Source organism: Fusobacterium sp., from assembly GCF_019012925.1.
Classification (GTDB): domain Bacteria; phylum Fusobacteriota; class Fusobacteriia; order Fusobacteriales; family Fusobacteriaceae; genus Fusobacterium_A.
Genome location: NZ_JAGIRL010000011.1, coordinates 23,466 through 36,842 on the forward strand (window position 1 = coordinate 23,466; position 13,377 = coordinate 36,842).

General features: G+C 32.0%; 10 protein-coding genes. 6 read left to right on the top strand and 4 right to left on the bottom strand.

Going from position 1 to position 13,377, the window contains the following annotated elements:
* The first annotated feature begins 373 nt into the window (after positions 1-373).
* Positions 374-1,717 (top strand): CoA-disulfide reductase, encoded by a 1,344-nt coding sequence (locus QZ286_RS01820; RefSeq protein WP_291255270.1) that lies wholly within the window; start codon positions 374-376, stop codon positions 1,715-1,717.
* Positions 1,718-1,751: 34 nt separating this feature from the next.
* Entirely contained in the window at positions 1,752-3,173 is a 1,422-nt protein-coding gene (locus QZ286_RS01825; RefSeq protein WP_291255271.1) for a cation:dicarboxylase symporter family transporter, read from the top strand.
* 37 nt (positions 3,174-3,210) lie between these two features.
* Here the strand turns inward: QZ286_RS01825 and QZ286_RS01830 are convergent, their stop codons facing one another.
* Positions 3,211-4,311 (bottom strand): replication initiation protein, encoded by a 1,101-nt coding sequence (locus tag QZ286_RS01830; protein ID WP_291255272.1) that lies wholly within the window; start codon positions 4,309-4,311, stop codon positions 3,211-3,213.
* Between the two features lie 197 nt (positions 4,312-4,508).
* On the opposite strand from QZ286_RS01830, the gene celB reads away from it, so the two are divergent.
* From celB to QZ286_RS01850, 4 genes are read left to right on the top strand one after another with little or no spacing between them, the layout of a single operon-like run.
* Positions 4,509-5,825: a PTS cellobiose transporter subunit IIC gene (celB, locus tag QZ286_RS01835; RefSeq protein WP_291255273.1), complete on the top strand. Its 1,317-nt coding sequence runs from the start codon at positions 4,509-4,511 to the stop codon at positions 5,823-5,825.
* Positions 5,822-6,529: a carbohydrate deacetylase gene (locus QZ286_RS01840; RefSeq protein ID WP_291255274.1), complete on the top strand. Its 708-nt coding sequence runs from the start codon at positions 5,822-5,824 to the stop codon at positions 6,527-6,529. The genes celB and QZ286_RS01840 overlap by 4 nt, the downstream gene beginning before the upstream one ends.
* Positions 6,530-6,531: 2 nt before the next feature.
* Complete coding sequence (locus QZ286_RS01845) at positions 6,532-7,875, top strand: 6-phospho-beta-glucosidase (RefSeq protein ID WP_291255275.1); 1,344 nt, start codon at positions 6,532-6,534, stop codon at positions 7,873-7,875.
* Positions 7,875-8,189 carry a PTS sugar transporter subunit IIB gene (locus QZ286_RS01850; RefSeq protein ID WP_291255276.1) on the top strand — a complete coding sequence of 105 codons (315 nt, stop codon included), beginning with the start codon at positions 7,875-7,877 and terminating at the stop codon, positions 8,187-8,189. Before QZ286_RS01845 ends, QZ286_RS01850 begins: the two co-directional genes overlap by 1 nt.
* 85 nt (positions 8,190-8,274) lie before the next feature.
* On the opposite strand, the gene QZ286_RS01855 is transcribed toward QZ286_RS01850, so the two are convergent.
* The 3 genes from QZ286_RS01855 to mnmE form a co-directional block, all read right to left on the bottom strand.
* Entirely contained in the window at positions 8,275-9,831 is a 1,557-nt protein-coding gene (locus QZ286_RS01855) for an ABC-F family ATP-binding cassette domain-containing protein (RefSeq protein ID WP_291255277.1), read from the bottom strand.
* Positions 9,832-9,934: 103 nt separating this feature from the next.
* Positions 9,935-11,782 (bottom strand): tRNA uridine-5-carboxymethylaminomethyl(34) synthesis enzyme MnmG, encoded by a 1,848-nt coding sequence (mnmG, locus tag QZ286_RS01860; protein ID WP_291255278.1) that lies wholly within the window; start codon positions 11,780-11,782, stop codon positions 9,935-9,937.
* 65 nt (positions 11,783-11,847) lie between these two features.
* Positions 11,848-13,218: a tRNA uridine-5-carboxymethylaminomethyl(34) synthesis GTPase MnmE gene (gene mnmE, locus QZ286_RS01865; protein ID WP_291255279.1), complete on the bottom strand. Its 1,371-nt coding sequence runs from the start codon at positions 13,216-13,218 to the stop codon at positions 11,848-11,850.
* Positions 13,219-13,377 lie beyond the last annotated feature (159 nt).

The window sequence follows — 13,377 nt, forward strand, 5'->3', positions numbered from 1 at the left end:
TATCCTAGATTTTATCCAGCTTATATGGTATACTCTATTAAGACTGTATATTTTATCAAACTAAGAGATATTTATATAAATATAAGTAAATATTAGTTTCATCAATGTTTTTTTCAATTTGAAAATTATCATTTTGAAAATTTTTATCATTTTGAAAAACATTGTTTTTTAAACTTAAACCTTTTCTTTCTATAATAAAACTATTCGTTTGTTAAAAGAACTATATTTTATTTTTTTTAGATTTTATGAAATATTTTATAAAATAATATAAAATTTAATATATTGGCATATTTTTTGCTTATTATTTATACAGTTCTACTTTAAAAATTACAATATATTTTATTTTAAATTTAAATATATCAGGAGGGTATTTATGAAAATAATCATCATTGGTGGAGTTGCAGCAGGAATGTCAGCAGCGGCTAAGGCTAGCAGAATAGACAAAAATGCTGAGATTGTCATTTATGAAAAAACTGAAATTGTTTCTTGGGGAGCTTGTGGACTTCCTTATTATGTAGGAAACTTCTATGAAGATCCTAATAATATGATTGCTAGACCAGTTGAAAAGTTTATCGAAGCTGGTATGAACATCAAAATCAAACACGAAGTTATAGGTATTGATGTTGAGAAAAAAGAGATCACTATTAAAAATCTAGTTACTAATGAAGTTTTCAATGATAGCTATGATAAATTAATGGTAGCAACAGGAGCTCATGCTATAATGCCTCCTATAAAAAATCTTTCTGCTAAAGGTGTATACACTTTAAAAGATTATACAGATGGATTAATCTTAAAAGAAGAAATGATGAAAGATGAACACCAAGAGATTATTGTTGTAGGAGCTGGATACATTGGTATTGAAGTTGTTGAAGCTGCTAAACACTTAGGAAAAAGAAATGTAAGACTTATCCAATTAGGAGATAGAGTTTTACTTGAAAGTTTTGATAAAGAGATAACTGATGTTATGGAAGAGGAGATCAGAGCTCACGAGGGTGTAGAGCTACACCTTGAAGAGGCTGTTCAAGAGATAATTGAAAAAGATGGAAAAGTTGTTGGTATAAAAACTAACAAGGGAGAGTACAGTGCTGATTTAGTAGTTATAGCTACTGGAGTTAGACCTAATACTGCTTTCCTAAAAGATACTGGAATTGAGATGTTACCTAATGGAGCATTAGTTATTGACGAGTTTGGAAAAACTAGTATAGATTCTATCTACTCAGCTGGAGATTGTGCTACAGTTTACCATATGATTAGAAAAGAGAATGTATACATTCCTCTAGCTACTACTGCTAACAAAATAGGAAGAGTTGTTGGAGAAAACCTAGCTGGTAAAAACACTCCTTTCAAAGGAACTTTAGGTTCAGCAGCTATCAAAGTTTTAGAAGTTGAAGCTGGTAGAACTGGACTTACTGAAAATGAAGCTATCAAATTAGGTATTAACTACAAAACTGTATTTGTAAAAGATAAAAACCAAACAAATTACTATCCAGGAAGAGAGGATATATTTGTAAAATTAATATACAATGCTGATACAAGAGTACTTTTAGGAGCTCAAATAGCTGGTAAAAAAGGTGCTGTTTTAAGAGTTGATGCTTTAGCAACTGCTATCTATTCTGGACTTACTGTAGATGAGATCGGAATGATGGATTTCTGTTATGCACCACCATTCGCAAGAACTTGGGACGTTATGAACGTTGCAGGAAACGTAGCAAAATAATTTTTTTATTAATATAAAGGAGAGGAAAGAAAGAATGAATAATGTATTTTTTCAACAATTTTTAATGATCAGTGATTTCAAAACTATCATTTTCTTAGCTATTTTATTTTTACTTATTACAATCGTTAACAGATTACCTAAACAGAAGTTTAACTTCTCTGCTAAGGTAATGGTTGCAACTTTTGTTGGTTTACTTTTAGGACTTGCTATACAAGTAACTGCTGGATTCCCTAGTAACCCTATGGAACTTACTTTTGTTAGAGAGTCTACTCTATGGTTTAGTCTTCTTGGTGGAGGATTTATATCTTTAATCAGAATGCTTGTTATCCCTTTAGTTATGGTATCTATTATTCACGTTATAATCAACATGAAAGAAGATGCTAACTTAGGAGATCTAGTAAAAAGAACTCTTACTGTAACTTTAGCTATGGTTGCTATCTCTGTTGCTGTTGGACTTGGATTTGGAATACTATTCAATGTTGGACATGTTGAAGGTGGAGCTGTATTAGCTGAAGGAGCTAATAAAATTAGAGAAGTTAAGAATATTGTTGATACATTAAAAGCACTTATTCCTTCAAACCCAGTTGAGGCTATGGTTAGCTTAAACATCGTTGGACTTGTTATCTTCTCAGCTATCGTTGGAGTTGCTGCTAAGAGAATGTCTAAAAAGTATATGGCAATTGTAAAGCCTTTCTTCGACTTAATAAATGCTTTACAAAAGATTATAGTTTCTATGGCTATGAGTATTATCAAATGGATGCCAGCTGCTGTAATTCCTCTACTTGCTAACACAATAGCTCAAAAAGGTATCAGTGCAATAGCTGAAGTTGGAAAGTTCATTGTTGTTCTTTACTTATCAGTAGCAGTTATGTTTGTAATCCAAATGATTGCTGTATCTCTTTTTGGAATGAACCCATTTACTTATGTAAAAAAATGTACATCTTTATTAATTCTTGCATTTACTTCAAGATCAAGTGTTGGATGTTTACCAGTAACAATAGCTACTTTAACAAACAAGCTTGGTGTTAGTGAGTCTACTGCAAGTTTCGTAGGAAGTTTTGGTACTACTGCTGGAATGCAAGGTTGTGCTGGAGTATTCCCTGCTTTAACTATAGTTTTCGTAACTCATATGAGTGGTAACTCTGTTGATATGACTCTATTTGCTATGGCTGTTATAGTTGTTGCTATCAGTTCATTAGGAATTGCTGGAATACCTGGAACTGCTACAATGGCTGCTTCTGTTGGATTATCAGGAACTGGATTAGCTGCTCTATTCCCTATGATCAACCCTATACTAGCTATAGACCCTATCATAGATATGCCTAGAACTATGCTTAACGTTATCGGATCTGTAACAAATGCATTAATGGTAGATAAGAGCTTAGGACAAATAGATATGACTATGTATAATGATCCTACTGCTGGAAACGAAAGTAACTCAGCTGAAATGGAGTAATATAAAATTTGAGAGCGAATAAAATCGCTCTCTTTTTTTATTGATTCTCAATTTTAAAAATCTCTTTTTTAGAATAGATATCCATATAGAACATATCTTTACTATACCAGAGCTCCAACTTGCTTCTCTCTGTTTTTACTGTACATTTTACATCTTCAACAATATTATATATCTTCTTAATCAATTTATCAGAAAAAATATGAGTAAAAATCTCATCATCATCCTGAAGATAGAACTGAATGTCTTTGAAAATAAACTTCAAAATATCATAGTTACTCTCATATCTGTACTTATTTCTCTTGACCAAAATATACTCACTAATATAACCATTTTCTATTAAAAATGCTAAGCTATCCTCAAAACTATAGTTAAATTTAGGAAGTAAATTTATTGCTGTAACTATCATCTTTTTTATCTTAGAATAACTTTTTACCTTTAATTGTTCCTCAATCAAAAATACAAATCTTTTCTGATCTCTTATATATCTTTTAAATAGGAATAAAAGCATCTTAATATTTGCCTTCGCCTCAATATCTTCCTTACTTTTTATATAAAATCTGATCTTCTCAACCCTTCCTGAGACTTTAATCTTCTCATAACTGAGAGTAAACTGTGTATTTTTATTTATATCCTCCTCTATTAGCTGTAATACATAACGATCTAAGTCATACATTCTAGTATAATTTTCAACTTTCAATTGAAATTTTAACTCTGGTAAGGGGATCTCTATTACACTATTTTGTAGATTTTCAATCATATACATAAAGAAAAAATCCACAGATAACTTATGTTTCAGAAATAAAAAATTATATAGTGAGTAGCTATTTACTAGCTTTCTCTCCTCTATCAACTTGATAAATAATCCATTCAACTGAAACCTTATCTGCTCCTTTTTTATGTTGATAGAGGAAAAATAGTTGATATAGCTCCTTTCCTCACCTTCAATCAACCAAAATCCTTTTTTTGCAAATCTCTCAAAAAAATTTACCTCATCATTTTTCATCTTAGGAATATCTAAGTTGACTATATTAAAGTTTAACTCCTTATTAAATAGATAATTATCTAGAACTTGTTTTAAAATCTCTCGCTCTTTTTTTGTCATAAAAGACGAAAATTCAATTTTAAAATTTTTTTTCATTGTATCTTTCTCCATATTTTATTTTTTTTACTATATTTTAGAACTATTTTTATGATTTTATATACATATAATACTAAAAATATAGTATTATTTCAAGTATATAAGACGAAAATTAAATATTTTTTTTAATACTTGCACTATTTTAAAATAACTAATATAATTATAGCACAAATAAAATAAATAATGGAGTGATTGAAATGAATATGATGGAAAAATTTGAAAATACTATGAACAACTATTTTCTTCCTTTTGCTACAAAATTAGCTGAACAAAAACATCTGCAATCTATTAAAGATGGATTACTAGTTTCATTACCTCTAGTTATTGTAGGATCATTCTTTCTAGTTTTTGGTTTTCTACCAATTCCTGGATACAATGAGTTTATGATAAGTATCTTTGGGGAACTTTGGCTTGAGAAATTTTTATATCCTGTTTCTGTTACTTTTGATATTGTTTCTATTTTTGCTTCAATTGGTATTGCATACCACCTTGCTAAAAAGAATAAAGTAGATTCTCTGTCTGCTTCTGCTATATCTTTAGCTATGTTTCTATTGGTTACACCTAATAAAATATTGGTTGGAGAGAGTAGCACTTCTGGATATGCAATTGCTTATCTTGGAGGAAAGGGATTATTTGTTGCTATAATCTGTGCTCTTATCTCTACTGAAATATATAGTTGGTTTATCAAGAAAAATTATATAATTAAGATGCCTGAAAGTTGTCCTCCTGCTGTTGCAAAATCTTTCTCTGCTCTGATACCAGCATTTGTTATCATAGTTCTGTTTTGGCTGGTAAAAATCGGAGTAGAAGCTACTAGTTATAGTGATGTTCATAAGCTTGTTGTAAAATTGATCTCGGATCCTTTAACAGGTTTCTCTGCAACTCTATTCGGTGGAATCATCTGTGTACTTATTAACTCTATATTCTGGTCTTTTGGAATACATGGAGGAAGTATCTCTGGTATAGTTTTTGGACCTATGTTTACAGTTATTAGAGATACAAACAGACTAGCCTTCCAAAATGGAGAGCCTATTCCTCACATAATATCTAACGAATTTTTAAATACCTATGTCTTCATAGGTGGAAGTGGTGCAACTTTATGTTTAGTTCTTTGTTATCTTTTCTATTCAAAAGCTAAACAGTACAAAGAGATTGGTAAACTAGCTATTGGAGCTTCTATATTTAATATCAACGAACCAGTTATCTTTGGTTCTCCTGTAGTACTAAATCCAATTTTGATACTTCCATTTGTAATAACTCCAATCGTCTTAACATTGATGGATTATTTTCTAATTTTATCTGGTCTAGTTGCACCAGCAGCTATTCCTGTACCTTGGACTATGCCTGTAGTAATCAGTGGATTCCTTACTTCTGGTGGACATATAAGTGGTGCTGTTATTCAGATTTTAAATATAATTGTAGGTTTAATTATATATCTTCCTTTTGTTAAGATGCTTGATAAAAAAGCTGAATTAGAGGATATTGAAAATTTTCAAAGTGAGGTAGAAGAATGAGAAAAAAATTAATTGTTAATGCTGATGATTTTGGGCTTACACCAGGGGTAAACTATGGTATAATTGAAGCATATACCTATGGTATTTTGACATCCACAACACTTATGATAAATCAACCCTTTGCTAAGCATGCTATAAATTTAAAAAAACAGTATAAAAATCTTGGACTTGGAATACATCTAACTTTTGATAAGGGAAAAGCTCTTTCTGGAATCTCATCACTTACTGATGAAAATGGAAATCTGTTAAAATACTCTCTGCTAAAAGATAGTGGAACTGAGGAAGATTTTTATAGAGAAGCAAAGTTACAGCTTGAGAAATTTATTGAATTAGTTGGTGAAAACCCTACTCATATGGATTCCCACCACCATATTCATATAAAAAGTAATAATGCTGAAAAAGCTGTTCTTAGACTTAGTAAAGAGTACAATTTAAAGATCAGAACTCAATGCAATTTAATTGAAGATTTTTATGATACTGGAGTTGAATTGGAAAAACTTCTAAACACATTAAAAAATAGTAGTTGTGAGATTACTGAATTAATGTGTCATCCTGGGTATATTGACCACGCTCTTTTAAAAACTAGCTCATACAATGCAAAACGTGAAGATGAGTTAAATATTTTAAAAGATTCTACACTTTTAAACTATATAAAAGAAAATTTTGACTTAATTGATTACTTGGGTAACTGTAAGGAGGTATAGTTATGGATAAAAAATTAAAAATTGTTACTATTGGTGGTGGTTCTTCATACACTCCTGAAATAATAGAGGGATTTATAAAAAGATATGAAAAATTACCAGTATCTGAGTTATGGCTTGTTGATATTGAAGAGGGTAGAGAGAAGCTTGAGATCGTTGGAGCTCTAGCTCAGAGAATGATTGATAAAGCTGGTTTAAAAGATAAAATGAAACTGTTCTTAACTTTAAACAGAAGAGAGGCTCTTGTAGGAGCTGACTTTGTTACAACTCAGTTCCGTGTGGGACTTCTAGAAGCTAGAATAAGAGATGAAAAGATTCCTTTAACTTTTGGAATGTTAGGACAGGAGACAAATGGTGCTGGTGGATTTGCTAAGGCTATGAGAACAATACCTGTTATACTAGATATTTGTAAAGATATGACTGAACTTTGTCCTAATGCTTGGCTTGTAAACTTCACTAACCCAAGTGGAATGATTACAGAAACTGTTTTAAAACAATATCCTAACATAAAAGTGGCTGGTCTATGTAATGTTCCAATTGGTATGAAAAAATCTGTTATTGAGGTTTTAGAAGCTGATGAGAAAGATGTAGAGATCACTTTTGGTGGACTTAACCACTTTGTTTGGGCAAGAACTATCAAGCATAAGGGAGTAGATAAAACTAGAGAGGTTTTGGAAAAGATCCTATCTGGTAATGAAAATCTACCTGCAAACTTAAAAAATAGTACTCCTTGGATTAAAGAGCAGATTTTAGATACAGGAATGATGCCTTGTCCATATCATAGATACTATTATTTGAGTGATGAGATGTTAAATAGTGAATTAACTTCTTTTAGAGCTGGAAAGGGAACAAGAGGAGAACAGGTTAAACAGGTTGAGAAAGAGCTATTTGAACTGTATAAAGATCCTAACCTAAATGTAAAACCTAAGCAATTGGAACAAAGAGGTGGACAATACTATTCAGATGCAGCTTGTGAACTTATCTGTTCTATCTATAATGATGCTGGTACTACAATGGTTGTTTCAACTAAAAACAACGGAACTATCAAATGCCTACCTGACAATGTTTCAGTTGAAGTAAGTTGTAAAATTTATAGAGATAAGTTAGTTCCACTTCCTCAAGAGGAGATGCCAATAGAGGTAAGAGGAATCCTACAACTTATGAAAAACTTTGAAGAATTGACAATAATGGCTGGTGTAAATGGAGATTATGGAAAAGCTTTACAAGCTCTAACTATCAATCCTTTAGTTACAAGTGGAGCTGTTGCTAAACATATTTTAGATGAGATAATTAAACAAAACTGGAAATATTTACCACAATTTCATCACTTAAACTGGGAGGTAAAATAATGAAAAAAATACTATTACTTTGTGCTGCTGGAATGTCAACTAGTATCCTAGTTAACAAAATGAAAGATGCTGCTACTAAAAATGGAATAGAGGTTGAAATAAAAGCAGTTAGTTTAGATCGTTTTGATTCTCATATTGATGAGTATGATGTATTTCTATTAGGACCACAGGTTAGATTCAAAAAAAATCAACTTCAACCTATTGCTCATAAAGCAAATAAACCTTTAGAAGTTATCAATACTACAGATTATGGTTTGATGAAAGGTGAAAATGTTCTTAAGTTCGCTTTAGAATTGATTGAAAAAGGTGTATAATAAAAAAGACAGGTTATCCTGTCTTTTTTATTTAAATGGTTATAATACTCAATTTTTATATTATATTACTGTTCATATACATATTTTATACTATCTTAGTTGTCCAATCTTCAACATTCCAAACCTCTGTTGCTATATCCATATAAAAATCTGGTTCGTGACTTACAAGCACTATGGTCCCCTTAAACTCTTTTAAAGCCCTTTTCAACTCTTCTTTGGCATCTATATCCAAGTGATTAGTTGGCTCGTCTAAAATAAGGAGATTAACCTCTCTCAGCATAAGTTTACATAGACGTACCTTAGCATTTTCTCCTCCAGATAAAACTTGCATCTGACTTGTTATATGATTTGTAGTTAGACCACACTTGGCTAAAGCTCCTCTCACTTCAGCATTAGTCATACTTGGGAACTCATTCCAAATCTCATCTAGAGCTGTTGTCGTATTTCCTGCTTTCTCCTCTTGCTCAAAATATCCAATCTCTAAAAATTGTCCGTGCTCCACCTCTCCAGAAAGAGCTTTTATCTTTCCTAACAGTGTCTTTAAAAGAGTTGATTTCCCTAGACCATTTACCCCTTTAATAGCTATTTTTTGATTTCTTTCAATAGTAAAATTAAGAGGTTTTGTAAGAGCTTCATTATAACCAATTACCAAATCCTTTACAGTTATAACCTCTCTACTCGGTGTTCTAGCTGAACTAAATCCAAATGTTGGTTTTGGTTTTTCCTTGGCTATCTCTATTATATCCATTCTATCCAATTTTCTCTGTCTATCTTTTGCTAAATTTGTAGTTGCTACTCTAGCTTTATTACGAGCTATGAAGTCCTTTAGGTGTTCTATCTCTTTCTGTTGCTTCTTATATGCCTGTTCTAGCTGTCTCTTCTTCAACTCATACATCTCTCTAAATTGATAATAATCTCCTGTATAACGAGTTAAAACAGCATTTTCAACGTGGTATATTACATTGACAACTGAGTTTAAGAACGGTATATCATGAGATACCAATATAAAGGCATTCTCATAATTTTGTAAGAAGTTCTTTAGCCACTCTATATGATTTTCATCTAAGAAGTTAGTTGGCTCGTCCAATATCAATATCATTGGATTTTCTAATAAAACTTTTGCAAGTAGTATCTTTGCTCTCTGACCTCCAGATAGTTCTGATACATCTCTTTCAAGTCCTATATCCATAAGTCCTAGCCCTTTAGCATACTCCTCTATTTTAGAATCTAAAGAGTAAAATTCACCACTATCTAAAATACTTTGAATCTCTCCAACCTCTTCCATCAATGAATCCATCTCTTCAGGAGTACAATCTCCCATCTTTTCATATAGAGTCATCATCTCTTGTTCTAGCTCAAACATATGATTAAAGGCTGATCTTAGAATATCTCTAATAGTTTTACCCTTTTCTAAAGTGCTATACTGATCCAAATAACCAGTGGTAATGTGATTACACCAAGTAACTGTTCCCTCATCAGGCATCAAGTTTCCAGTTATAATATTTAAAAAAGTTGTTTTTCCCTCTCCATTAGCTCCAACAAGTCCAATATGCTCTCCCTTTAAAAGTCTGAAAGAAGCATCTTCCAATATAGTTCTTGAACCAAAGCCGTGACTCACATTTTTTACGTCTAATATACTCATTAATTCTCCCATCAATCTATTTTATTCTTGTTAATATACAAATAATCTATATCATTTGTATCTCATACATTTAATATAGATTATTTTTGTCCATATACATATTTTATTTTAAGTATCCTATTAGTAGAGCTATATCATTACCTGTGACTCCACTGATTCTTGAAGCCTCTCCTATTGATAGTGGTCTGATCTCCTCTAATCCACTTCTAGCTATATTAGATATTCCTTTTACAAGTGAGAAATCAAAATCCTTAGGTATTCTCATCTCCTCTAATTTTTTAAACTTCTCTATCTGTTCATTCTCTCTTTGAATGAAAATATCATATTTTATAATTGTTTCTATCTGATTTTTTATGAATTCAGGATAATCTTCAATCTCTGTAACCTCTTTCAAGCTATCATAAGTTACCTCTTTAACTTTTAATAGCTCACCTATTTTTATCCCCTTAGCAAACTTTTGATTAGAACCAAGTTTTTCCAATAACTCATTAGCTTTTACCATTGGTACACTTATGTTTCTAAGTCTCTCTATCTCTGTATTAACTATATTGATTGCATTCTCTAAATACTCTAATCTCTCCTTAGATAGTATTCCAATCTCTTTTGCTTTCTCATACAATCTCATAAAAGCATTGTCAAATCTCAATGTCAATCTATACTCTGAACGAGAAGGTAAAACTCTATATGGCTCTGGTGTTTTCTTATGAATTATATCATCAACTAAAACTCCTATATACCCTTCACTTCTATCTATGATTACAGGCTCTTTTCCATCTATCTTTCTAGCAGCATTCACTCCAGCCATAAATCCTTGACAAGCTGCCTCTTCATATCCTGATGTTCCATTTATCTGTCCAGCAAAATATAATCCAGAGATCTTCTTACTCTCTAAACTTGGATATAGTTGTGAAGCTGGTGCATAATCATATTCCACAGCATAACCATGTCTCATTATCTTAGCATTCTCAAGTCCAGCTATAGTTCTCATCATAGCCTCTTGAGCAAATGGTGGCATAGCTGTTGTAAGTCCATTTACATAGACCTCCTCTGAATCTGCTGACTCCAGCTCTAAGAAAATCTGATGATTTGTCTTATCTGGGAAGTTCAATACCTTTCTATCTAGTGATGGACAGTGTCTTGGTCCATGTGTCTCTATTATTCCACTGACTATTGGAGAGTATTTTAACATCTCCTTAGCTACCTCTATTGTCTTTTCAGTTGTGTGAGTAAGCCAAGTTGGAACTACGTTGTTTCTCTCTTTATTTGTGAATATTGAAAAATATCTTGGATGCTCCTCACCTTTTAGCTCCTCCATCTTAGAAAAATCTATACTTCTTCTATCCAATCTTGGTGGAGTTGCTGTCTGATATCTCTCTATATGTATCCCATGAGCTCTCAATGAATCAGATAGTTTCTCTGCTGATTCCTCTCCCTGTCTTCCTGCAGAATAAGTTACATCTCCAATTACAATCTTTCCCTTTAAAAATGTTCCTGTTGCTAAAACTACTGCCTTGGCAAAGTATGAGATTCCCAATCTTGTTCTGATACCTTTGATCTCTCCTTCATCTACAATTATCTGCTCTACACAGTCTTGTACCATATTAAGATTTTCAGTATTTTCAAGTTTTTTTCTCATTTTTGTTCTATATAGATATTTGTCAGCTTGACCTCTTGTTATTCTAGCTGCAGGACCTTTACTCTCATTTAGATGTTTTAACTGAAGATTATACTCATCTGTATGTCTCCCCATCTCTCCACCTAAAATATCCATCTCTGCTACTAAATTACTCTTTCCAGGTCCTCCTATTGAAGGATTACAAGACATCATTGCTATTGTATCTAAATAAAGTGTAAATATTGCTGTATCTTTTCCAAGTCTAGCTGAGGCAAGTGCAGCTTCAACTCCTGCATGTCCTCCACCTACAACTATTACATCATAAATTTTCTTCATAGTTTCCTCCTAAAAATTCCATAAATTAAGAAAGAGGATTACTCAAATTGAGAATCCTCATTTTTTTATTTTCCAACACAGAAATTGCTAAAAATATGATCTAGTAGATCTTCACTAGATATCTCTCCAGTTACTTCTGAAAGCGAATCTAGAGCACCTTTTATATCTACTGCCATAAGATCCATTGGTAATCCTGAATTTATAGTATCAAAAATATTTTCTACATATTGCTTTGTCTTTTCTAATGCTGATTTATGTCTTACATTTGTAAGAGTAATTTTTTGTGAGCTATCCTCTACATTCTCATCAATGATATGACGATATATCTCATCTTCCATCTCATCAATTCCTATGTTTTTCATAGCAGATATCTCTATCCATTTATTAACTTTAGTCAATTTAGATAGATCTACCTTTCTCTCAATATCAATCTTATTTAAAATTCCTATTACCTTTTCACTGTTAATAGCTTCATGTATTTTGAAATCTTCCTCTTCTAGCTCTCTTGAGCCATCTATTACAAAGAGTATCAAGTCTGCACTATCAATCATCTTTTTAGATTTCTCCACACCAATATTTTCAACAATATCATCTGTTTTTCTAATTCCAGCTGTATCTACTAATATCAAAGGAATTCCTTTTAAATTTACAACCTCTTCGATTACGTCTCTTGTTGTTCCAGGAATGTGAGTTACAATGGCTCTCTCCTCACGTAAAACTGAATTTAACAGGCTTGACTTACCTACGTTAGGCTTACCTACTATGGCAGTCTTAATTCCCTCTTTAATCATCTTTCCTTTGTCGTAAGACCTAATCAATCTATCAGTTGTATCCACTACCTCTTGAAGATTTCCTACAAGATTCTCTGGAAGTGGATCATCTATTCCCTCTTCTGGATAATCTAATACAACATTTATGTGAGCTGCCACATCTAATATCAATTTTTTTAGATGTTCTATCTGCTCTTTAAGATCTCCTCTAAGCTGATTTAATGATAGAGAAACTGATTTTTCAGTCTTTCCGTGAATTATATCTATAATTGCTTCTGCTTGAGTTAGATCTATTCTTCCATTTAAAAATGCTCTTCTAGTAAACTCTCCGATCTCAGCATGTCTTGCTCCATATTTTAGGACAGTCTCTAGTAATTTTTCTGTAATTATATATCCACCATGGCAGTTTATCTCTACTACATTCTCTTTTGTATATGTATGTGGTGCTCTCATTATAGAAACCATTACCTCATCTATAATCTCTTCACCATCATAAATATGACCATAGTTTATACTGAAATTTCTTAAATCTTCAATCTTCTTTCCAGACTTTGGTTTAAAAATTTTCTGAAGAATTGTAAAAGCGTCGCTCCCTGAAATTCTTACAATACCTATTCCACCTTCTCCCCTTGGTGTAGATATAGCTGCTATTGTATCAAAAAGCATACTTGCCGTTGCCAAAAATCTATAAAAATATAGAAATTTGTTTATTTCCTTCTTCTCAGAGTCCGATTTTGCCATAGCTACTTTCGTTTTATATAACTCTCCAAAGGCTTAAATTCGGATACAACGAATCCTACATATTAGCATTTTCTTGTTTGTGAA

What these genes read in the sequence shown, in the direction of transcription:
- QZ286_RS01820 (WP_291255270.1), top strand. Translation starts at nt 374, where the DNA reads ATGAAAATAATCATCATTGGTGGAGTTGCAGCAGGAATGTCAGCAGCG.
- QZ286_RS01825 (WP_291255271.1), top strand. Translation starts at nt 1,752, where the DNA reads ATGAATAATGTATTTTTTCAACAATTTTTAATGATCAGTGATTTCAAA.
- QZ286_RS01830 (WP_291255272.1), bottom strand. Translation starts at nt 4,311, where the DNA reads ATGAAAAAAAATTTTAAAATTGAATTTTCGTCTTTTATGACAAAAAAA.
- celB (WP_291255273.1), top strand. Translation starts at nt 4,509, where the DNA reads ATGAATATGATGGAAAAATTTGAAAATACTATGAACAACTATTTTCTT.
- QZ286_RS01840 (WP_291255274.1), top strand. Translation starts at nt 5,822, where the DNA reads ATGAGAAAAAAATTAATTGTTAATGCTGATGATTTTGGGCTTACACCA.
- QZ286_RS01845 (WP_291255275.1), top strand. Translation starts at nt 6,532, where the DNA reads ATGGATAAAAAATTAAAAATTGTTACTATTGGTGGTGGTTCTTCATAC.
- QZ286_RS01850 (WP_291255276.1), top strand. Translation starts at nt 7,875, where the DNA reads ATGAAAAAAATACTATTACTTTGTGCTGCTGGAATGTCAACTAGTATC.
- QZ286_RS01855 (WP_291255277.1), bottom strand. Translation starts at nt 9,831, where the DNA reads ATGAGTATATTAGACGTAAAAAATGTGAGTCACGGCTTTGGTTCAAGA.
- mnmG (WP_291255278.1), bottom strand. Translation starts at nt 11,782, where the DNA reads ATGAAGAAAATTTATGATGTAATAGTTGTAGGTGGAGGACATGCAGGA.
- mnmE (WP_291255279.1), bottom strand. Translation starts at nt 13,218, where the DNA reads ATGCTTTTTGATACAATAGCAGCTATATCTACACCAAGGGGAGAAGGT.